Source organism: Acidiphilium sp. 34-64-41 (genome assembly GCF_002282635.1).
Classification (GTDB): Bacteria; Pseudomonadota; Alphaproteobacteria; order Acetobacterales; family Acetobacteraceae; genus Acidiphilium; species Acidiphilium rubrum.
Genome location: NZ_NCJX01000061.1, coordinates 18,255 through 38,599 on the forward strand (window position 1 = coordinate 18,255; position 20,345 = coordinate 38,599).

Sequence of the window (20,345 nt, forward strand, 5' to 3'; positions counted from 1 at the left end):
TAGGACGCGCACCGAACCAAACAGGGGATCACCGATGAACAACACTCATCCCACCATCACCAAAACCCGCGTCACCGCCATGCCGGGGGACGGCATCGGCCCTGAAGTGTTCGACGCGACCCGCCGCATTTTCGAGGCCGCCAACGCCCCGATCGAGTGGGAAATCGCCGAAGCCGGCGCCGAGGCTTTCAAAAAAAACATCCCCTCCGGAGCACCGCGCGAAACCCTCGACAGCATCGCCCGCAACGCCCTCGCCCTGAAAGGCCCGCTGGAAACCCCGGTCGGCTACGGCGCCAAATCCGCCAATGTCACGTTACGCAAACATTTCGAACTCTACGCCAACATCCGCCCGGTGCGTGAACTCCCCGGCATCAAGACGCCCTTCACCGGGCGCGGCATCGACATGGTGATCGTCCGCGAAAACGTCGAAGACGTCTACGCCGGCATCGAACATATGCAGACGCCCGATGTCGCCCAATGCCTCAAACTCATGACCCGCCCGGGCTGCGAGCGCATCATCCGCGCCGCCTTCGGCCTCGCCCTCGCGGAAGACCGCAAAAAACTCACCTGCGCCACCAAGGCCAACATCATGAAACTCACCGAGGGCATGATGAAGCGCGTCTTCGAGCAGGTCGGCCCGGAATACCCCAGCATCGCGCAGGACCACATCATCATCGACAATTGCGCCCACCAGTTGGTCATCGCCCCTGAGCAATTCGACGTGATCGTCACCTCGAACATGAACGGCGACATCATTTCCGACCTCGCGGCCGGCCTGGTCGGCGGCCTCGGCATCGCCCCCTCGGCCAATCTTGGCGACCACGCCGCCATTTTCGAAGCGGTCCACGGCTCCGCCCCGCAGATCGCCGGCAAGGGTCTCGCCAACCCCACCGCGCTGCTCTCCGCCGCCATCATGATGCTGCGCCACATCGGCGCCTTCGAGACCGCCGCCACCATCGAACAGGCGCTGTTCATCACTCTGGCCGAAGGCGAAAACCTCACCGGCGATCTCTCGCCGCGCGGCCACGGCGTGGGCACCGATAAATTCGTGGGGCAGATCATCGACAATCTCGGCCGCAGCAGCAATCTGGCCTCACGCGAATATCGTCCGCTGCACCTCACACCCTGGCCCAACCTCACCGCCCATACCGAACCGAAGAGCCGGGAACTGATCGGCGTCGATGTCTTCATCGAAAGCGATCTTTCCGCCGCCGACCTCGGCGATTCACTGACCAAGATCGCCGAAGGCAGCGCGCTGCGCCTCGATTCGATTTCCAACCGCGGCGTCCAGGTCTGGCCCTCGACCGGCGGCCAGACCTTTCTGGTCGATCATTTCGACTGCCGTTTCATGCTGCTCACCCCCGCCGAAGGCAACGTGCCGCAAGGCATCGCCGACCTGGTCGGCAAGATCGGCCAGAACCACGCGTGGATGCATGTGGAAAAACTTCAGCGCTTCGACGGCAAGGACGCCTTCGAACGTCCCCAGGGCGAGGGCTGAGGGTTGCAGTTGATTACAGAAATTGATTGTAATCAATAAATATTGGTCAAAACTCCATAAATATTTGTAACCGCTACGCTGCTTGTTTCTATCAGGATTAAGTCGAATTATCGGGGCGCAGGCGATGATCTCGGGATGAATATTGTCCCGCCGTATCACCGCCTGCCGCCGCCCGGGGCGTTCTTGTCCGGTTTCACCGCCATCAGGCGGACACCATCAACAAGGAGACCAGTCATGGCCGAAACCAACCACAACACCGCCGCAAAATCGCACGAAGACGCTGCCAAGGCCCATCACATGGCAGCCGAACACGCGCAGAAGGGCGACCACAAAGCATCGCTCGACCATTCGCAGAAGGCGCATGGCCTCGCGGAAACAGCGCTGAAGCAATCGACCGAAGCACACCAGACTTCCGCCAAGCACGCCAAAGCGGCCTGATTTTCGTCGGTCCGCCTCGGCTCACGGATTGTCTTATGTGAAAATACGCTGCCTGGTGAACCGCCGTATAACCAGCCAACCGATCATCGACGCAACGCCGCACACCACCGCACCCCACGCCATATCGATCAACGTGAGTTCCAGCGTCCAGTGCTGCAAGGTCGCATCATTGGTCAGATCATAGAGACCATAGGTAAAAATCCCGAACAGCGCGCCGTACCCGAGCGCGCTCGAAGCCCGCCCGCTCGCTTGTGCACGTGGCATCACGAAGACCATCAGCCCTAGCACTTCAAGCAGATACACCGCGAGCGCCGGCACCGGTTTGAACCCGGTCAGCAGAATACCACCGAGCGTCGCGCGATAGATTGGCGTGCTGGTCAAACTCAGCCAGATCGCATCCATCACCAGAAACGCAATCAAGGTCGCGCAATAAAGTCCAATCCGTCCACGCATGGCATATCCAGTTCCTGTTGACCTTCGATATGCGTCGCCCCTGCACGAGCGCAAGCGAAATCATGCCGACGATAACACGGAAGCCCACATATCGATCAACTCCCTGTTAATTTCAATGATTTAACGTGCGTTGCTGACAAATAGGTGGCACGTCACCCTGGAAGCGAGAATTGTGCCGCCTGGGCGGACGGAGGTTTTCAATGAGTTTTTCACGGCGTTTTCTGCTCGATGCCGGGGTCAAGGCCACGATCAGCCTGCCCTTGTGGATGCAGTCAGCACTTGCGCGCGCGGCCGGGCGCGATCAGGCCAGGATGATCACGCCGGCGGCCTATCGCGAGGCCACCAGAAATCGCCTCGTCGTGATCGATCCGGGCCACGGCGGCCACGATCCCGGCTGCATCGGTAACGGCGATCTGTTCGAAAAAAACATCGCCCTGTCGGCCGCCTGGGATCTGCGCCATGCCTTGCAGCGCGGCGGCTACGAGGTGGTCATGACCAGGGCGCGGGACATCTTCATTCCGCTGCAAACCCGGGTCGATATCGCCGAAAAACATAAGGCCGCCCTGTTCCTATCGATGCATGCCAACTCGGTCGCCCCCAATACAACCGTGCGCGGCGCCAGCGTCTATACGTTTTCCGATAAAGCGTCGGACCGGCTCGCCGCCACCATCGCCAGTTCGGAAAACAGCGTCGAACGCATATCAAACCCGACGTTTCGCGGTGTCTCGCCCCAGGTGGGCAAAATCCTGTTCAGCCTGATGGCGCACAGCACGAAAATCGAATCACTGCTGTTGCAGCAAAAAATGGTCGGGTCCCTGGCCCGCGAAGTCACCATGCTGCAAAATCCGGCCCGGCACGCGACCTTCGCGGTCCTGCAATCCTCCGCCATCCCGAGCGTGCTGGTCGAAACCGCCTTCCTGTCGAACCCGCAGGATGAGGCGGCGCTGCGCACCAATGCGTTCCGCGAGCGCATCGCGGGCTCGATGAAGGCGGCGGTCGATGCCTGGTTCCTCGCCAAACAGCACGCCGTCGCCAATCTCTGAGGCTGTGCCGTGCCCAAGCGCCGCCGCGTCACACTCGGTCTTGGTGGTTTCGTCTGGCTCGCCTCGACGCGCGCGCTGTTGGCCGACACGCTCGAATCACCCCATGCCGCCGGCTACACCGACCACCACGGCACCGACGGCAATGACTGCGCGACCTGCCAGTTCTTCCGCCCCGACCACGCCGCACCCGCACGCGTCGGGCGCTGCCAACTGGTCGCCGGACCGATCATGCCAACCGGCCATTGTTATTTTTACGCCCGCCGGTGAACCCCTGTCCATGCCAGGGGCCTGAACACCCCCGACATGGCCCCCATGGCTACCCGGCCGTGGAACTGTCGATCCAGCCGATATTGCCATCACTGCGCCGATAAACCACGTTGAGGGCGCGATTGGCCGAGTTGCGGAACATCAACACCGGCTGATCCGCCAAATCCATCCGCATCACCGCCTCGCTGACCGACAGGAAGGCGATCTCGGTCAGAGCCTCGGCGACCACCGCCGCGTGCGGGCCGGTGTCCGGTCCGGTGGCCAGATCATGGGCCGCACCGTTCGGGGCCGGCGCGTCCTCGCGCTCGTAGACCTCCTGCAACACATATTGGCGCGCCGCCTCCGGCCGTTCGCGCCCGGCGATCTCGCGGGCGTGCTCGTTCACCCGACGGCGGTAGCGGCGCAGTCGTTTCGCGATATGCTCGGCGGCATCGTCGAACGCGGCATGGGCATCGGCCGCTTCGCCTTCGCCGCGCAGGGTGAGGCCGCGGGCGGCGTGCACGTTGATGTCGCAGGTAAAAAAACTGCGGGCGCGGCTGAACGTAACGTTCGCTTCGAGCGCATGATCGAAATATTTCGTGGAAATAACGTCCAGGTGATTGGCCACATGGACGCGCAGCGCATCGGACAGATCGACTTGTTTGCCGGAGACCGTGATTTGCATCGCCAGGATCCTTGTTGTTAGCGCGTTGCCCGTTCTCGACCGTGCCGGGCTCAGGGTTCGGCCGAAAGCCCCTTGTCCCGCTTGCGCTGCGCCGAGCCGGGAATGCGCATCGCCTCGCGGTATTTGGCCACAGTTCGGCGCGCGATGTCTATGCCTTCCTTTTGTAACAATTTGGCCAGAGCATCGTCAGACAGGACAACGTTGGCCGGTTCGGCCTCGACGAGGGCGGCAATCCGGTGACGCACCGCCTCCGCGCTGTGGCTTTCGCCGTTCGCGCCCGAAAGTGCAGTGGTGAAAAAGAATTTCATCTCGAAAATGCCGCGTGGCGTCGCGATCACTTTGTTCGAGGTCACGCGGCTGACCGTGCTCTCGTGGATCTCGAGCGCCGCGGCGACTTCGCGCAGGGTGAGCGGCTTAAGAAAGCCGATGCCGAGGCGAAAAAAACCTTCCTGATGCTGCACGATCTCGCCGGCCACCCGCAAAATCGTATCGGCGCGCGATTCCAGGGCACGGATCAGCCAATTGGCGCTCTGAATCCGGTCCGACAGGAATTGCCTAGTCTCACGGGAGGCCTTCGCCGCCATGCGCGCATGAAAGCCGCGCCGGATCAGCACGCGCGGCATGGTTTCCGGGTTGAGTTCCAGCATGTAGTCGCCGTCCGGACCCGGGCGCATCAGCACGTCGGGGATCAGCGGCGTGATCGGGCCGGCATCGAACCCGGCGCCGGGCTTGGGGTTCAGGCGCTTGAGTTCGGCAATCATATCGCGCAGATCTTCGGCATCGACGCCGCACAGCTCCATCAGGCTGCGATGATCGCGTCTGGCGAGTAACTCCAGATTGGCGACCAGTGCCGCCATCGCCGGGTCGAGCCGGTTGCGCTCGGCAAGCTGCACCGCAAGGCATTCGGCCAGATCGCGGGCAAAAATGCCGGTCGGGTCGAACCGCAGCATGGTCTGGCGCACAGCTTCCAGCGCTTCGAGCGCCACACCCAGGGCGGTGGCGATCGCTTCCGGTGGATCGACCAGCCGCCCCGAGGGATCGAGCGCCATCAGCAGGGCGGACGCGATCCGGCGCTGCGCCAGATCGGGGAAGGCAAGCCTGATCTGCTGTTCCAGATGCTCGCGCAGATCGGGCGGCCGATCGGCGATCTGGCCGATCCAATCATCATCCTCGAAGCCCATGCCGGCATCGCGACCACCATCGGAGCCGGTACCGGCATCGTAGACATTGGAAAAGTCGGCATCGAGCGGTGCCTGAACGCCGCCAGGGTCCGCATCGATCGTCTGGGCATCGCCGATCGGCGCGGGTGGTGCGGGATCGGGTGCGTTGGCGTTATCAGGCAGGCCGGCCGCCTGTGGTGCGGGTTGCTCCGCATCGTCCCGCTCGATCAGCGGGTTTTTCAGCAATTCATCCTCGATGAATTGATTGACCTCGGTATTGGTGAACTGCAACAACTGGATGGCCTGCCGCAGTTGCGGGGTCATGACCAGCGATTGCGTCTGCCTTAGATCGAGCCGTGGTCCCAATGACATGCATGGATCATACCAACATCCGTAACCCTTTGGAATATCGCGGGCGGGCCTGATGGTGCGATTTTTGCATGGGGGTCGCGCCGATGGGGGCGCACGGTCAGAATACGGCCATCACTTTCAGGATCGCCGGGCCGCCGACGATCAGAAATACGCAGGGCAGGATGAAAATGATCATCGGCAAGGTCAGGAGCACCGGCAGGCGGGCCGCCCGTTCCTCGAACCGGGTCAGCTGCTCCTGACGCAGTTCGGCGGATAGCGTCCGCAGCGCCTGGGTCAGCGGCGTGCCGTATTGGATCGTCTGGATCAGTGTCGATCCCAGGCGTTTGAGACTGTCGAGACCCGTTCGGGTACCAAGGGCGGTGAGCGCGTCGCGCACCTGATTGCCGATCCGCATCTCGTTCGAGGTGATGGTCAGCTCCTGCGCGACCGCCGGGTGGGTTTCGCGGATCTCGTTGGCGACGCGGGCCAACCCTGGCTCCAGGCTCAGGCCGGCATCGGCGCAGATCACCATCAGATCGAGCGCATCGGCAAGTCCGGCCTCGACCCGTTTGACGAAGCGCTTGCGTCTCTGCTGAATGATCATGTCCGGCCCCAACAGCCCGACGATCGCGGCACCGCCGATCAACCCGATTTCAGGAATCTTGCTGAGATGGATGAGATGGAGCGATCCGAAAGCCATCGCCGGCAATCCAATGAACATCAGCAGTTTCGCACCAACGAATAGGCCCAGCGCCCCCTGATCCCTGATGCCGGCCATGCGCAGCGTATGGCGCAGATCCGCCAGTGTCTTGGCGCTCAGCAAGCCGCTGCGCGCGACGGCAAACCCAAGCCCGACGATGATCCGGATATGAACGGGCGGACGGTCCGCTTCGGTCTCGGCGGCGACCGACAAGCCACCGGCGCGCGCGATGCGCCTTGCCAGTTTTTCCTCTTCGATCACCAGCTTGAGCATGAGTATGGCGATCGCGGCGATCAGCAGGAAAAACGCCGGGACCCCGACATACAGCAGCGCCATGATCGATCAGCTCAGGCTGCGCCGGATGATCGAGCGCATGGCCAGCGTCCCCATGACCAGCATGCCGACGGCCGCCCCGAAGATGACATGCCCCTTCTGGGTGGTGAACAGCACATTGAGATAGTTTGGCTGAATCAGCTCGATACCGAGTCCCGCAACGATCGGGATTGCGCCGAGAATAAGTGCGCTGGTGCGCGCCTCAGCCGCGAGTGCATAACCGCGCGCCTTCATCGCCACCCGCTTGCGGATGACCTCCGAAAGGGTCTCGAGGGTCTGGGCCAGGCCACCGCCAGCGCGGGCCTGCAAACTCAGAGCGGTTGCGAAAAACCCGTATTCGGCCAACCGCGAACGCTCCGCGAGGCTGCGCAGCGCCTGATCGAGCGGCGTGCCGATCGCGACCTGGTCCGCGATGCGCGTGAATTCGGCGCCGGTGGGTTTAGGCATGTCGCGCCCGATGATCCGCAACGCCTCCTGCACCGGAATGCCGACCCGTACGCAGCGCACGATCGTCGCCAGAGTATCGGGGAATTGGTTGAGTAGTGCTGAGGACCGCTTGGCGTGGATGGTCCCGAACACCGACCGGGCGATCACGACGCCCATCACGGGCCACATCAGCAGTCCGATGCTGCCCACCACCATGGCGATCAGCATGACGACGACACGCGCCGCCCCAATGCTGATCAGCAGAATGAGCCACCATGGTGCCGGATAATCCGGTGCGCGCAGCAGATCGATGCCGAAGACCTGGAGCAGTTTTGCGAACGGCGCGATGAATCGTGCGAAGGGATTGACCGCTTTGGGTTTTTCATCGGATTCGACGATGACGAGTCCGTTGGTTACCCGATCGAGCCGCCCGGCGAGGCGGCGTTGTGCCCGGTCGGCCTGCCAGACGTTCAATCCGACCAGAACCAGCCCTGCCGTCATGATCAAGCTGACTGCGAGCAACAGCGGCAGATGACTCATCCGAGGCTGGCTTCCTCGAGTGCCGCGGCCCAGGGACGCGCGAGGCCGAAATAGGTCAGGCGCTCATGGAAGCTCGACCGGGTGCGTGAGACGATATATTTGCCCAGCAGGCGGCCTGTGGCATCCTCGCCTTGCGTTTCATATTTGAAAATGTCGTTGAGCAGCGGCGTTTCGCCTTCGATGCCGGCGATTTCGGTAAGCTGAATCACCCGCCTGCCGCCGTCGCGCTGGCGCTCGACCTGCACGATCAGATTGACGGCCGATACCACCTGCATCCGGATGGCGCGGGGCGACAGGCCCATGCTGGCCATTTGCACCATGTTCTCGATGCGGGCGAGCGCGTCGCGCGTGTTGTTCGCGTGAATGGTCGACATCGAACCGTCGTGGCCTGTGTTCATCGCCTGCAGCATGTCGAACGCTTCAGGTCCGCGCACCTCGCCGATGATGATCCGATCGGGGCGCATGCGGAGCGCGTTGCGCAACAGGTCGCGCTGATTGATCTCGCCTTTGCCTTCAAGATTGAGCGGCCTGGTTTCGAGCCGCACGATATGCGGCTGCTGCAATTGCAGTTCGGCCGCGTCCTCGACCGTGACAATGCGTTCGGCCGGATCGATGAAGCTGCTCATGGCGTTCATCATGGTGGTCTTGCCCGATCCGGTGCCGCCCGAGATCACCACATTGAGCCGGCACCGCGCCGCGATTTCCAGGATCCGCGCGATCGACGGCGTCAATGAGCCATACTCGATCAGCCTGGCGAAACTGATCGGCTTTTTGGCGAATTTACGGATCGAGAGGCAGGGGCCATCGATCGCCAGAGGCGGCAGCACGATGTTCACGCGAGAGCCGTCCTTCAACCGTGCATCGACCATCGGCGATGATTCATCGACCCGGCGCCCGACCGAGGCGGCGATGCGCTGGCAGATGTTGGCGAGATGCGCGGAATCGCGGAACCGCACCGGAAGTTGCTGCAGCTTGCCGCGTTTTTCGGCGAACACGCGGTCAGGGCCGTTCACCATGATGTCGGTGATGGTATCGTCCTCGAGCAGCGGTTCGAGCGGGCCGAGGCCCAGCATGTCATCGACCAGTTCGTTGGCGATCTGATGCTGCTCGCGGCTGTTGAGTTGAATGCGGTGCTCGGTTGCCAACTCGGCGAGCATCACCTCGACCGTGTTGAGCAGTCGGGGCGGCGAGAGCGTCGCGATCACCGAGGCGTCGATCTTCGTCAGGCACAGCGTGCGGATCAAGTCGACATCTTCCTGCCGGATGCCCGCCGCCGGTTCAGTGCCGGGCGGGGCGACAGCAAGCGATGGTTCGCTTGGGCGGCGGCCGAAGACCGGCATCCCCTCCATCATGCGGCCCCGCCGGGGGCGGCACCGATGATTCTGGCCAAACGCAGAATCGCGTCCCGAAATTTGCCTTTCGTCGCGATCAGGCTTTCGCCAAGGTCGGCGGCCCGCGCCGCATTGGGGCCCATATCCGGCACGGTGACCGCAACGGCGACGCCGAGTTCAGCTTCGATCTGCGCTGCGGTGAGCCCCCGGCGCTTTTGATATTTATTCAGGATCAGGACGGGCCGGCTGGTCTGCATGGCACCGGCTGGCAGCGCCATCCACGATTGTGCCAGGCGTACGCTCTGCGCCGTCGCTTCGATGATCAGGACGCGCTGCTGGGCGAGTGCCAAGATTTCGCCTGCAAAGCCAAGCGGGTGGGCCGGGATGTCGGCGAGCACAAAATTGTAGCGCTGTCGCAGCGCGACCGCGAGGGCGCGGCCGCCGCCGATCCGGTGGGTCCATTGTTCGGTCAAGGGCTCTTCGGCGGCCAGAACGTGCAGCCGCTCGGTCGCCGGATGGGCGGCACGCTCGATCAGCAGCGGATCGATCCGGTCCGGCGCTTCGAGGGCGTGACGCAAGCCGGTGCTGGGCGGCACATTGGCGAACAAGGCGGCGCTGCCGCGATGAAGATCGGCATCGAGTAAAATTGTGTGGCGCCGGGTTTCGCCGCCGATCAGCCAGGCCAGATTGGCGGCGATCGTGGTCACGCCGACCCCACCACCCGCGCCGCACAGCGCGACCACGGCGCCGCCGCGGGCTGGTTCGGCTTGCGGTTCGGCGCCGGTCGCCCAGGGCAGGAACTCACGTTGCACCATGTTGGCATCGAGCGGTTTCGGCAGATATTCCTTGACGCCCAGATTGCGGGTCAGGCTGCGATAGAAGCTGACGCTGCGGTTTTCACCGATCACCAGCACTCTTGTTCCGGGGTCAACGACGGCTTCGAGCTGTACCACGGCCGACAGCGGCTGATCCTCACCGGAAATGTCGATCAGGATCGTTCGGGGGGTCGCGATGCCGCCGAGCCAATCGATCGATTGCCGGAAGCCTAATTGATGCAGAATGAGGCCGGCCGGGAACGCGGGTCCGAGCGCGGCGCGAAGGATATGGGCAGTTTCGGTATCACGCACGAAGCCGATGAAATCAGGGCGCTCTGCAATCCCCGCCGATACGGGCGTCATGAATGGGCCGCCAGGGAGAGTGCTTTCAAACGCCGTCATTGCGGCAGGGATGTCTGGTAGATCGTCATGCTCCGGCCGGACATCGGCGCGCTGACCGCGGCCAGGGCCGGTGAAACCTGACCGCTGTAGACCGGCGGCGGAGGGATGAGCAGCGGGCGTGCCGGCGAGTCGGTGGGGCGCACGATCAGCGATAGGGGGCCGAGCCGGGCTGCGACGTCGACGCGTTCAGCCTCATCGGGTGTGACTTCGAGCGTGACGGTGCGGGCCATCGCGGCTTCCTTGCGCTGAGTGTTGGCACCTTGAACCAGTCGTTGATCGATCGCGATGACCCGGACATCCGACAGGACGGTTTCGGCGGCGACGCTCTTCGCCGGCGGCAGATTCGGGGCGGAGAGGTTCTGGGTCAGGATGAGGTCGACATGGTCGCCCGGCCAGATCAGCCCGGCAGTGCCGGTGATCGCATCCACGCCGACAGAGATAGCGCGCATGCCGGGTTGCAGCACGGCCGCGAGGAAGCCGTGGTCGCCGGGGCGGATGACTTCGCCGGCTTCGATGGTCGCGCCGGCCTCGAGCGGCCGGCGGACCATGGCACCGGTGTAGGCGGAGCGATTGGCCGGCGTATCGAGCACGGCATTGGCCGGTGGCGCGCCGCCGGCGCGGACGATAGTGGTGAAATCAGCCGGCTGGATGAGGCTGCCGGCGCGGAGTGCATGGGCGGTGGCGAGCAGCAGGATTTTCTGAACGGCGACGGCCTGTGGCTTGGCGGGACGGAGATCCAGCCAAGCCACTGTGCCAAAACCCGCCAGACCGAGCGCCAAAACAATAAACAAGGATATTCGGAGGAGCATATTCGATACCTTGGCTTACGGCGTTGGCGCGGCTGACAGCGAATTCACTAGAACTTCGTTACACTGTTGTAAGCAACCGTCAGGTGGGTTCCCAATACTGTTACAGTTCCGATGATGACGGCGGCGATCAACCCGGCAATCAGAGCATACTCGATCGCCGTTACACCCGATCGGCTAGATAACAATCCGGGTATTTTAAATTGATAGCGCAATTTTTCTATAACTTTGCACTTACATTATTGAATGCAGTATTCAGCTGGCCGCCAATCGTGCTGACAACGCCGATGATCACCGCCGCAATCAACGCAGCAATCATCCCATATTCCAGCGCCGTCACGGCGCGCTTGTCGTTGAACAGCGTGATGCCTCGCACCGCGAGCCAGGTTCTGGTATAGTCCAGCATGGTTTAATCTCCTTCGGCCACGCGGGTAGCCCGCAGGCGGCGATGATGAATGCATATTGCCAGGATTTTACTGGCGGGAGCCTGCGCCTTCGGCGGAAGGGCAGGCTCTGGAGTTCATGCGCTCATATAGTCAGGAGAGAGTTGCCAAACGGTTAACGCTAATTGGAAATTTTGCGGCGGCAGGCTCAGCCAACCGCGATCCGCGCCAGTGTCGCCGCATCCGGCCGTGCGCCGATCTGGGCAATGGCCGCCGCGGCGGCTGCACTGGCGAGCGCCGCACAGGATGGCAGCGCATCGCCACGCGCAAAAGCGGTCAGAAATCCCGCGGCATAGGCATCGCCGGCGCCGGTCGTATCCAACACCACCGTCGGCACCGCCTCGGCATGATGCCGCGCGGCGCCGGCAATGATCACGCTGCCGGCCTCGCTCCGCGTCAGCACCGCCAGCGGAACCGTCTGCGCGGCCACGTTGGCGGCGCTTTCGAACTCGTTCTGCTCGAACAACGCGCAAATCTCGGCCTCGTTGGCGAACAATATATCGACACTGCCCAGCAAATCCAGAAATCCGGCCCGGTGGCGATCGACGCAGAACGCATCGGACAGCGACAGCGCGACCTTGCGACCCGCCGCACGCGCCATCTGCGCTGCCGCGCGAAACGCCGCTTGCGCGTGCGGCGGGTCGAACAAATAACCCTCCAAATACAGAATCGCAGAAGCGCCGATCGCATCCGCATCGAGGTCGGCGGCCGAGAAATCGACGCACGCACCCAGGTAGGTGTTCATGGTGCGCTGGCCGTCGGCGGTGACCAGAATGAGGCAGCGCGCCGTCGGTGCGCCGCCGCCGGTGGCCGGTGCGGTCGGAAAATCGACGCCGATGGCGCGCAGATCGGCCGCGAACGCTTCACCCAGCGCGTCATCCGCGACCTTGCCCAGAAACGCGACGCGAGCGCCAAGCCCCGCGGCGACGGCGCAGGTGTTGGCAACGGAGCCACCCGAGGCGGTCTTGCCCGCCGGCATGGCGTGGGACAGGCGCTCGGCGGTCGCTGCGTCGATCAGGGCCATGCTGCCTTTGCGCATGTCATGGCGATCCAGAAAATCATCGGGCGTCAGGGCCAGCACATCCACAATGGCGTTACCGATGCCGATGATGTCGTAGCGCAGCGTGCTCATGCGATGGTCCTGACGAATGTTGCGGGAATAAAGGCCGCGTATCATCAGCCGCGCCAAGAACCAAATTTGCGTCCCAGATGGACAAAGGATTGCGGATCGGAAACTTGATAGGATTGCGGAACCTTGCGGCGAAACATGGGTTTTTTGCGCGTTGCCGATTGTCGGTTGCGCGGCGAGCGTGCTAGCTCCGCTCAGCGCGATGCGAGTGGAGGTTCCGTGATCAGTTTCAGAAAACGCGACGAGCAACCGACCCAACCGAAGGCAAACGAGGGGCCGTCCCAGGCCGCTGTCGATGACGGGTTGAGCATGCCTGAATTTCGCCCCGCCCCCCCTTTATCCGCCGAAACGCCGACCGAACAGGAGACGCCCATGGCAAGATCGCCCTTCGCCCCCAATCAACCGACCCCGACTCCCGCCGTGCCCCCGGCCTCGCCGATGCCGGGTGCGAGTTTCCGCCCGCCGATGGGCCGCTCGCCCGATACCGCTGAGCGGCGCACCCTCGTGGTCGGCCGCGGCATCAGCGTGCAGGGCGTCGTGCAGGACGCCGAACGCCTGGTGGTGGAAGGCACGGTCGAGGCGACCATGATCAACGCCACCGAGCTGTCGATCGCGCAAGGCGGCATCTTCAAAGGTGAAGTCGAAGTCGAGGAAGCCGAAATCGCCGGCACGATCGATGGCACGCTCACCGCCCGCCACGCCCTGATCGTGCGCGCGACCGGTCGCGTGCTCGGCACCGCCCGCTGCCGCCGCCTGCAGGTGGAAGACGGCGGCCAGATCACCGGCCGCATCGAAATGATCACCGAAGGCGCCGCCAAGTCCGAATGAGGCAATGCGTGTGCGCTGGCGTGATGCTGATGGCCCTTGGTTTGGCCGGATGCAGTGCGCCGGCGCCGCGCGCAGCGACCGGCGCGGCCACCAACGCCGCGCCGATCACCTTGGTCGGTGCGACCATCGGTGGCCTGCAGGCCAATTTCGGTCGCCCGGCACTCCAGCGAATCGATGGCTCGGCCCAGGTCTGGCTGTATCACTCGGCACTCTGCCGGCTCAACCTGATCCTGTACCCAGGGCCGAACGGCGCACCACAGGTGCGGGCGGCGATGCCGATGCCGCGCGGCGTCTCGGAATCCTCATGCGTCGCCAGTCTGGAACAGAACCGGCCCTCCTGATAGAGACAGCGCAACACGAAACGGAGGGCGCATGAGCGGTCTACAGGTCGCGGTCCAGATGGACCCGATGGAAAGCATCGATATCGACGGTGACTCCAGCTTCGCCCTCATGCTCGAGGCGCAACGCCGGGGCCACAGCCTGTGGCACTACCTCGTCTCCGATCTGTGGCTCGAAGCCGGCGCACTGCGCGCCCGGGTTCGCCCCGTCACGGTCGAGCGGAACCGCGGCGCCCATTTCACCGCCGGCGCGGCACAAGTAATCGATCTGGGCAGCATGGATGTCGTGCTGATGCGCCAGGACCCGCCGTTCGATATGGCCTACATCACCGCAACCCACCTGCTCGAGCACATCCACCCCAAAACCCTCGTCGTCAACGATCCCGCCGCCTATCATCGTCAAACCGCTGTTCGGCAACGGCGGCGCCGGGATCTTCCGGATCAAACCCGACGATGAAAACCTCGGCGCGCTGATGGACATGCATTTCGGCATCTCACGCGAACCCCTGATGATCCAACGCTACGAACCCGCCGTGCGGGCCGGCGATAAACGGATCATCCTGATCGACGGCGAAGCCCTCGGCGCCATCAACCGCGTGCCCGTCGAAGGCGATGCACGCTCGAACATGCACGCCGGCGGCGTCGCCCGCCCAACCGAACTGACCGCCCGCGATCGCGAAATCTGCGAACGCATCGGCCCCACCCTCAAAGAACGCGGCCTGCTGTTCACCGGCATCGACGTCATCGGTAATTACCTGACCGAAATCAACGTCACCTCCCCCACCGGCATCCAACAAGTCGCCCGCTTCGGCGGCACCGACCTCGCCAGCGCCATCTGGGACCGCATCGAAGCGAAGCGGTAGCAATGGTCTTGGGGCGGGTGCCCTGAGGGAAGCAAGGCCAGGGGCTCTGCCCCTGGACCCCGTTAAAGGCGGAGCCTTTAAAATCCATTAGTTTTAGGCAAGGGGAGGGCGACGCACGCCAGATCGACGGAACCACCGAGGCCGCGCCCTCCCCTTGCCTAAAACTAGCGGGTTCTAAGGGCTAAGCCCTTAGTGGGGGTCGAGGGGGCAAAGCCCCCCGCCTTGCTTACCTTAAGGCACCCACCCCAAGCCCCTCGCTACGGCGTCAGCATCGCAGCGGCGCAGGCGTTGAGGATGGCGTCTTCGTCGATGCCGTAGATGCGGTAGAGGTCGGGGATATCGCCTGACTGGCCGAAGTGGTCGGGGCCGAGGGTGTGGATGCGTTGGCCGCGCACGCCGCCGAGCCAGGCGTGGGTGCTCGGGTGGCCATCGAGCACGGTGACCAGGGCGGCGCCGGGGGCGAGCGGGGCGAGCAGTGTTTCGATGTGGGAGGGTGTGTCGTGCCGGCCCTCGCGGCGGGCGGTCTGGGCGGCGCGCCAGTTGGCGAACAGGCGGTCGGGGCTGGTGATCGCCATCAACCCGGCGTCGGGTGCGTCTTCGAGCAGGGCGGCGAAGGCGGCTTCGGCTTCGGGGGCGACGGCGCCCTGGTAGAGAATTGCGATCCCCGCGCCGGGGATGGGCGGCTTGATCCAGTGTGCGCCGGCGATGACGGCGGCGGGGTCGATCGTGCGGTGGGGTTGATCGAGTTGCCGGGTGGACAGGCGGAACCAGACCGAGGAGCCTTCGGGGCGTTGCATCCAGTCGAACCCGTGGCGGAACAATATGGCGAATTCATCGGCGTAGGCGGGTTCGTAGGCGGCGATGCGGTCCTGCACCATGCCGAGCAGCGGGGTGTTGGTGGATTGGTGCTGGCCGCCTTCCGGGGCGAGGGTGATGCCGGATGGGGTGGCGACCAGCATGAACCGTGCGTCCTGATAGCAGCCATATACCAGCGCATCGTGGCCGCGGTTGACGAACGGGTCGTACACCGTGCCGATCGGCAGCAGGCGGGTGCCCTGCATCGGGCCGGCGAGGCCGGCGGCGGCGAGCAGCAGGAACAAGTTCTGTTCGGCGATGCCGAGTTCGATATGCTGACCTTCCGGGCTCATGCCCCAGCGCTGGGCGGAGGCGAGTTTGGCGTCGCGGAACACATCGTTGCGGGTGTGCCGGTCGAACACGCCGCGCCGGTTGACCCAGGGGCCGAGGCTGGTCGAGACCGTGACATCCGGGCTCATGGTGACGATGTGTTTGGCGAGATCGGCGCAGTCGCCTTCGCCACGGCCGATTTCCGACAGCATTTCGCCGAACGCGCCCTGGGTGGACATTTTGCGCCCGGCGCTGGGTGCGTGCGGCAAGGTGGCGGGCACCGGCACGAGCGGCGCACTCAGCACGCGCCCGGCAGGCGAGAGTTTTGCCGCGAAGGGAACGCTTGCAACGAAGTGACGCAGCGTTTCGGGCGCGGCGATGCCCTCATAGGGGTCCCATTCATGGCCTTCGCGAATGTTCATCAGGGTGCGGAACGCATCCATCTGGTCTTCGTTCATCAGGCCGGAGTGGTTGTCCTTGTGGCCGGCGAACGGCAGGCCGGCGCCTTTGGTGGTGTAGGCCAGAAAGCAGGTCGGCTGGTCGGAATGGGCGGCTTCGGTGAACGCCTCGATCAACGTGGGCAGGTCGTGACCGGCGAGGTTGGTCATCAGCAGGGCGAGTGCGTCATCCGACACCGGATCGATGATGGCTCGCACGCCGCGCGAGCGGCCGAGGTCGGCCACCAGCGCCTGCCGCCAGGCCGCGCCGCCCTGGAAGGTGAGGGCCGAGTAGAGCGAGTTGGGGCAATCATCGATCCAGGCGCGCAGCGCGGCGCCGCCGGGTTTGCGGAAGGCGGCTTCCAGCGCCTTGCCGTATTTCAGGCTCATCACGTTCCAGCCCATGTCGCGGAACAGGCCTTCGAACCGGCCGAACAGGCGGTCCGGCATGACGCTGTCGAGGCTCTGGCGGTTGTAGTCGACCACCCACCACACATCGCGGACGTCGTGTTTCCAGCCTTCGAGCAAGGCCTCGTAGATATTGCCCTCGTCGAGTTCGGCATCGCCGGCGATCGCGACATGACGCGACGCCGGGCGATCGGTCGGGGTCATGTCGTGGGCGCGCAGATAATCCTGGATCAGCCCGGCGAAGGAGGTGATCGCAACACCAAGGCCGACCGAGCCGGTCGAGAAATCGATCTCGCCGCCGTCCTTGACGCGCGAGGGATAGGCCTGCGCGCCGCCGACCTGGCGCAAGCCCTGCATCATGTCGACGGTCTGGCGGCCGAGCAGGTAATTGATGGCGTGCAGCACCGGCCCGGCGTGCGGCTTCACCGCGACGCGGTCCTGCGGGCGGAGCATGTGGAAATACAGCGCCGTCATGATCGAAACGACCGAGGCGCAGGAGGCCTGATGGCCGCCGACTTTCAAACCATCGCGATTCGGGCGGATGTGGTTGGCGTTATGGATCATCCATGACGACAGCCAGAGCAGCTTGCGTTCGATCTGGCGCAAGGCGGCGTAATCGGCCGTCGGGGCCGATGCGCTGGCATCGCGAAGCTGGTCGGCGACGAATTTGTCCATTTCCAATCCCTGAGCTGGAAGGCTGACTGTAGATGGAATTGCGACACGATCAAGGAACGCGTGCGGCGCGCGCCCATCAAAAAACACATTGTGCCGGTACGAAAAGTCATCGCGCTCGGAAGGAGCAGACATGATGCCGCAAATTATTCGTAGCGATGTGACGCAGGTCACAGACGAATCCCGGCGGTCAGGGTACCTCGGCGCTATCGAAACGACGAAGAGTTTTCGAAACGGATTTTACCGAATGGCTACCGAGACAGGGTTATTTGAGCGAGCATAACCGGGCAGACGCGCCGAGGACAAACGCGCCGCGATAAAGGGCGCTCGTGGATGACTGATAATTATCGTCAGAGCTACATCCACGAGCGCCGATTTCGTATCAACTGCCGGGTGGCGAGATGGCGGATCACGGTGTAGGGGTGATCGATCATCATTCGAGGTCGCCCGAGGTCGCCATGTCCGAACCAATGACACCGAACCCATGACACCGCGCATCAATCCGCTGGCCGGCCAGCCCGTGCCGGCATCGCTGCTGGTCAATATACCCCGCCTGATGACCGCCTATTACGCGATGAAGCCGGACCCCGCGGTGACAGCGCAGCGGGTTGCGTTCGGCACCTCCGGCCATCGCGGCAATGCGCGCGCGAGCGGCTTCAACGAGGACCATATCCTCGCGATCACCCAGGCGGTGTGCGATCATCGGCGCGGTGCCGGCATCACCGGGCCGCTGTTCATCGGCATGGATACCCACGCGCTGTCCGAAGCCGCGTTCACCAGCGCGATCGAGGTGCTGGCGGCCAACGAGGTCGAGACCATGATCGATCAGGACGGCGGTTATACGCCGACGCCGGTGATCTCCCATGCCATCATCGGTTATAATCGCGGCCGGACCAGCGGGCTGGCGGACGGCATCGTGATCAGCCCCTCGCATAATCCGCCGGAGGATGGCGGGTTCAAGTATAATCCGCCGAACGGCGGGCCGGCGGATGTCGATGTCACCGGCGCGATCGAGCGCATGGCCAACGCCTATCTGGCAGCAGGGAACCAGGGGGTTCGCCGGATCGGTTTCGAGCACGCGAGGCGCGCCGCCTGTGTGCATGCCCATGATTACATCACCCCCTATGTCGCCGATCTCGGCGCGGTGATCGACATGGCGGCGATCCAGCGTTCGGGGGTGCGGATCGGCATCGATCCGCTCGGCGGTGCTGCGTGTGCGTATTGGCAGCCGATCATCGATGCTCCTCGCCCTTCGCGATGGCCAAGCTGATCGCGCTGCGCGAGCGCTTCGATATCGCCTGCGCGACCGATCCGGATGCGGATCGCCACGGCATCGTCTGCCCCTCCGTCGGGTTGATGCCGTCCAACGCCTATCTGGCTGCCGCGATCGGGTATTTGTGCACCCATCGGCCGGACTGGCAGGCGGGCGGTGCGGTCGGCAAGACCGCGGTTTCGAGCGCGATGATCGATCGGGTGGTGGCACGCCAGGGACGGCGCCTGACCGAAGTGCCGGTCGGGTTCAAATGGTTCAGCGCCGGGCTGATCGATGGCTCGCTGGTGTTCGGCGGCGAGGAGAGTGCGGGGGCATCGTTTCTGCGGCGGGATGGTGCGGTCTGGACGACCGACAAGGACGGGTTGATCCTGGCGCTGCTCGCCGCCGAGATGACGGCGGTGACCGGCAAGGACCCCAACCAGTATTACGCCGAAATCACCGAGGGTCTGGGCACGTCGCATTACGAGCGGATCGATGCGCCGGCGTCGCGCGCGCAGAAAGCGGTGCTCTCGAAGCTCGACCCCGCGGCGATCACGGCGACCACGCTGGCTGGTGAGCCGATCACCGCGAAACTCAACCGCGCACCGGGCAATGACGCGGCGCTCGGCGGCATCAAGCTCACGACCGAGAACGCGTGGTTCGCCGCGCGGCCATCCGGGACGGAGGATGTCTATAAAATCTATGCGGAGAGTTTTCTGAGTGATCAGCACCTGAAAGCCGTGCAGCAGGAGGCGCAGGCGCTGATCGGGCGGTTGTTCGAGGATTTGTAGCCAAAGCGCCAACGGCGCGCCTGGCTGCTTCGTTACCGCGCCGGAAAAGATGGACAAAATATTGTTATTGTCCATATGAGTGTACACTCCGCTCAGTAACGGTTTGAATGATGAAAGATCTCATCAAATGGCGGAAATCGGACCCTCGCAAGCCGGCAAGTCGAGCGCCGCGCCACAGCAGGCCGCAGCCGGCAGTCATTTCGCGGTTGTTGCGTTAGGCGCGTCTGCGGGCGGGCTCGAAGCGTTCGGCCGCATCCTCGACCATCTGGCGAGCGAAACCGGCATGGATCTGGCGAGCGAAACCGGCATGGCGTTTATTCTGGTGCAGCATCTGGACCCGACGCATCAGAGCTTGATGGTCGAACTGCTGGCCCGTCATACCGCGATACCGGTGATCGAGGCTTCCCATGGCATGATGCTCGAACCCGATCATGTCTATGTCATTCCGCCGGGGCGCTACCTCGCGGTCGACCACGACATGCTGCGGGTCACGCAACCGATCGAGCGGCACGGCATGCGGCTGCCGTTCGATTTTCTGCTGCACTCGATCGCGGAATCGTGCGGCGCCCGCGCCATTGTGGTGGTCTTGAGCCTGTGTCTCGAAAGGGTGACCAAGCAGTTCGGCGACAAGACGGCTGTGGACGGCATCAGCTTCACCGTTGCGGCCGGCAGCGTTTTCGGGTTTCTGGGGTCGAATGGGGCCGGTTTTGTATCTGTCGGTACTGGTCTTTAACTGGATAGTCACGCTGTGGATCGGCGAATATCTGATCGCGCTGACCGGTATATTGATTTTTACCCTGCCGATCGTCATGGTGATCGTTTTGGCTGCTTT

The 20,345-nt window shown here is 63.7% G+C and carries 19 protein-coding genes and 2 pseudogenes; 9 read left to right on the plus strand and 12 right to left on the minus strand.

Annotated features, from left to right (window positions below; translation table 11 throughout):
• Nucleotides 1-34: 34 nt before the first annotated feature.
• Nucleotides 35-1,498 carry an NADP-dependent isocitrate dehydrogenase gene (locus B7X49_RS12645; RefSeq protein WP_286703642.1) on the plus strand — a complete coding sequence of 488 codons (1,464 nt, stop codon included), beginning with the start codon at nt 35-37 and terminating at the stop codon, nt 1,496-1,498.
• Between the two features lie 234 nt (nt 1,499-1,732).
• Nucleotides 1,733-1,936 (plus strand): hypothetical protein, encoded by a 204-nt coding sequence (locus B7X49_RS12650; protein WP_286703641.1) that lies wholly within the window; start codon nt 1,733-1,735, stop codon nt 1,934-1,936.
• 33 nt (nt 1,937-1,969) lie between these two features.
• Here B7X49_RS12650 and B7X49_RS12655 read toward each other — a convergent pair whose 3' ends face one another.
• Nucleotides 1,970-2,389, minus strand: coding sequence for a DUF2177 family protein (locus B7X49_RS12655; protein ID WP_286703640.1), 420 nt, complete (start codon nt 2,387-2,389; stop codon nt 1,970-1,972).
• A 200-nt stretch (nt 2,390-2,589) separates the two neighbouring features.
• On the opposite strand from B7X49_RS12655, the gene B7X49_RS12660 reads away from it, so the two are divergent.
• Both B7X49_RS12660 and B7X49_RS12665 read left to right on the plus strand, forming a co-directional pair.
• A complete protein-coding gene (locus B7X49_RS12660) occupies nt 2,590-3,432 on the plus strand; it encodes an N-acetylmuramoyl-L-alanine amidase (RefSeq protein WP_286703639.1) in 843 nt (280 codons plus the stop codon).
• 9 nt (nt 3,433-3,441) lie between these two features.
• Nucleotides 3,442-3,699, plus strand: a complete 258-nt coding sequence (locus B7X49_RS12665; RefSeq protein WP_286703638.1) for a high-potential iron-sulfur protein — start codon at nt 3,442-3,444, stop codon at nt 3,697-3,699.
• 49 nt (nt 3,700-3,748) lie between these two features.
• Here B7X49_RS12665 and hpf read toward each other — a convergent pair whose 3' ends face one another.
• The 10 genes from hpf to B7X49_RS12715 all read right to left on the minus strand — a co-directional run bounded on the left by hpf (nt 3,749) and on the right by B7X49_RS12715 (nt 12,802).
• A complete protein-coding gene (hpf, locus tag B7X49_RS12670; RefSeq protein ID WP_029313774.1) occupies nt 3,749-4,363 on the minus strand; it encodes a ribosome hibernation-promoting factor, HPF/YfiA family in 615 nt (204 codons plus the stop codon).
• 50 nt (nt 4,364-4,413) lie between these two features.
• A complete protein-coding gene (rpoN, locus tag B7X49_RS12675) occupies nt 4,414-5,895 on the minus strand; it encodes an RNA polymerase factor sigma-54 (protein ID WP_286703637.1) in 1,482 nt (493 codons plus the stop codon).
• A 97-nt stretch (nt 5,896-5,992) separates the two neighbouring features.
• Nucleotides 5,993-6,910 (minus strand): type II secretion system F family protein, encoded by a 918-nt coding sequence (locus tag B7X49_RS12680; RefSeq protein ID WP_286703636.1) that lies wholly within the window; start codon nt 6,908-6,910, stop codon nt 5,993-5,995.
• A 6-nt stretch (nt 6,911-6,916) separates the two neighbouring features.
• Entirely contained in the window at nt 6,917-7,873 is a 957-nt protein-coding gene (locus tag B7X49_RS12685; protein WP_286703635.1) for a type II secretion system F family protein, read from the minus strand.
• Nucleotides 7,870-9,225 (minus strand): CpaF family protein, encoded by a 1,356-nt coding sequence (locus tag B7X49_RS12690; protein ID WP_286703634.1) that lies wholly within the window; start codon nt 9,223-9,225, stop codon nt 7,870-7,872. The genes B7X49_RS12685 and B7X49_RS12690 overlap by 4 nt, the downstream gene beginning before the upstream one ends.
• Complete coding sequence (locus B7X49_RS12695; protein WP_286703633.1) at nt 9,222-10,382, minus strand: pilus assembly protein CpaE; 1,161 nt, start codon at nt 10,380-10,382, stop codon at nt 9,222-9,224. Before B7X49_RS12695 ends, B7X49_RS12690 begins: the two co-directional genes overlap by 4 nt.
• A 35-nt stretch (nt 10,383-10,417) precedes the next feature.
• The gene (gene cpaB / locus B7X49_RS12700) at nt 10,418-11,230 is read right to left on the minus strand and encodes a Flp pilus assembly protein CpaB (RefSeq protein WP_286839655.1); all 813 of its coding nucleotides are present in this window, start codon (nt 11,228-11,230) and stop codon (nt 10,418-10,420) included.
• A 47-nt stretch (nt 11,231-11,277) separates the two neighbouring features.
• Nucleotides 11,278-11,442, minus strand: a complete 165-nt coding sequence (locus tag B7X49_RS12705) for a Flp family type IVb pilin (RefSeq protein WP_324504003.1) — start codon at nt 11,440-11,442, stop codon at nt 11,278-11,280.
• A gap of 5 nt (nt 11,443-11,447) precedes the next feature.
• Nucleotides 11,448-11,633 (minus strand): Flp family type IVb pilin, encoded by a 186-nt coding sequence (locus tag B7X49_RS12710; RefSeq protein WP_286703631.1) that lies wholly within the window; start codon nt 11,631-11,633, stop codon nt 11,448-11,450.
• 185 nt (nt 11,634-11,818) lie between these two features.
• Complete coding sequence (locus B7X49_RS12715; protein ID WP_286703630.1) at nt 11,819-12,802, minus strand: adenosine kinase; 984 nt, start codon at nt 12,800-12,802, stop codon at nt 11,819-11,821.
• Nucleotides 12,803-13,171: 369 nt separating this feature from the next.
• Here B7X49_RS12715 and B7X49_RS12720 point away from each other — a divergent pair, with 369 nt between their 5' ends.
• From B7X49_RS12720 to B7X49_RS12730, 3 genes and pseudogenes are all read left to right on the plus strand, one after another.
• Nucleotides 13,172-13,627 (plus strand): polymer-forming cytoskeletal protein, encoded by a 456-nt coding sequence (locus B7X49_RS12720; RefSeq protein WP_029313763.1) that lies wholly within the window; start codon nt 13,172-13,174, stop codon nt 13,625-13,627.
• A gap of 29 nt (nt 13,628-13,656) precedes the next feature.
• Complete coding sequence (locus B7X49_RS12725; RefSeq protein WP_286839659.1) at nt 13,657-13,968, plus strand: hypothetical protein; 312 nt, start codon at nt 13,657-13,659, stop codon at nt 13,966-13,968.
• Between the two features lie 31 nt (nt 13,969-13,999).
• A pseudogene (locus B7X49_RS12730) lies at nt 14,000-14,828 on the plus strand (glutathione synthase).
• A 257-nt stretch (nt 14,829-15,085) separates the two neighbouring features.
• Here the strand turns inward: B7X49_RS12730 and B7X49_RS12735 are convergent.
• Nucleotides 15,086-17,473 carry a 1-deoxy-D-xylulose-5-phosphate synthase N-terminal domain-containing protein gene (locus tag B7X49_RS12735; protein WP_286839662.1) on the minus strand — a complete coding sequence of 796 codons (2,388 nt, stop codon included), beginning with the start codon at nt 17,471-17,473 and terminating at the stop codon, nt 15,086-15,088.
• Between the two features lie 481 nt (nt 17,474-17,954).
• Between B7X49_RS12735 and B7X49_RS12740 the strand changes: the two are divergent.
• Nucleotides 17,955-19,513: pseudogene (locus tag B7X49_RS12740) on the plus strand (phosphoglucomutase, alpha-D-glucose phosphate-specific).
• Nucleotides 19,514-19,640: 127 nt separating this feature from the next.
• The gene (locus B7X49_RS12745) at nt 19,641-20,246 is read left to right on the plus strand and encodes a chemotaxis protein CheB (protein WP_286839664.1); all 606 of its coding nucleotides are present in this window, start codon (nt 19,641-19,643) and stop codon (nt 20,244-20,246) included.
• Nucleotides 20,247-20,345: the final 99 nt, after the last annotated feature.

Coding starts and splice junctions, on each gene's coding strand:
- B7X49_RS12725 (WP_286839659.1), top strand. CDS start 13,657: ATGGCCCTTGGTTTGGCCGGATGCAGTGCGCCGGCGCCGCGCGCAGCG.
- B7X49_RS12685 (WP_286703635.1), bottom strand. CDS start 7,873: ATGAGTCATCTGCCGCTGTTGCTCGCAGTCAGCTTGATCATGACGGCA.
- B7X49_RS12710 (WP_286703631.1), bottom strand. CDS start 11,633: ATGCTGGACTATACCAGAACCTGGCTCGCGGTGCGAGGCATCACGCTG.
- hpf (WP_029313774.1), bottom strand. CDS start 4,363: ATGCAAATCACGGTCTCCGGCAAACAAGTCGATCTGTCCGATGCGCTG.
- B7X49_RS12720 (WP_029313763.1), top strand. CDS start 13,172: ATGGCAAGATCGCCCTTCGCCCCCAATCAACCGACCCCGACTCCCGCC.
- B7X49_RS12680 (WP_286703636.1), bottom strand. CDS start 6,910: ATGGCGCTGCTGTATGTCGGGGTCCCGGCGTTTTTCCTGCTGATCGCC.
- B7X49_RS12715 (WP_286703630.1), bottom strand. CDS start 12,802: ATGAGCACGCTGCGCTACGACATCATCGGCATCGGTAACGCCATTGTG.
- B7X49_RS12650 (WP_286703641.1), top strand. CDS start 1,733: ATGGCCGAAACCAACCACAACACCGCCGCAAAATCGCACGAAGACGCT.
- B7X49_RS12655 (WP_286703640.1), bottom strand. CDS start 2,389: ATGCGTGGACGGATTGGACTTTATTGCGCGACCTTGATTGCGTTTCTG.
- B7X49_RS12660 (WP_286703639.1), top strand. CDS start 2,590: ATGAGTTTTTCACGGCGTTTTCTGCTCGATGCCGGGGTCAAGGCCACG.
- cpaB (WP_286839655.1), bottom strand. CDS start 11,230: ATGCTCCTCCGAATATCCTTGTTTATTGTTTTGGCGCTCGGTCTGGCG.
- B7X49_RS12735 (WP_286839662.1), bottom strand. CDS start 17,473: ATGGACAAATTCGTCGCCGACCAGCTTCGCGATGCCAGCGCATCGGCC.
- B7X49_RS12690 (WP_286703634.1), bottom strand. CDS start 9,225: ATGATGGAGGGGATGCCGGTCTTCGGCCGCCGCCCAAGCGAACCATCG.
- B7X49_RS12695 (WP_286703633.1), bottom strand. CDS start 10,382: ATGACGCCCGTATCGGCGGGGATTGCAGAGCGCCCTGATTTCATCGGC.
- B7X49_RS12645 (WP_286703642.1), top strand. CDS start 35: ATGAACAACACTCATCCCACCATCACCAAAACCCGCGTCACCGCCATG.
- B7X49_RS12745 (WP_286839664.1), top strand. CDS start 19,641: ATGGCGGAAATCGGACCCTCGCAAGCCGGCAAGTCGAGCGCCGCGCCA.
- rpoN (WP_286703637.1), bottom strand. CDS start 5,895: ATGTCATTGGGACCACGGCTCGATCTAAGGCAGACGCAATCGCTGGTC.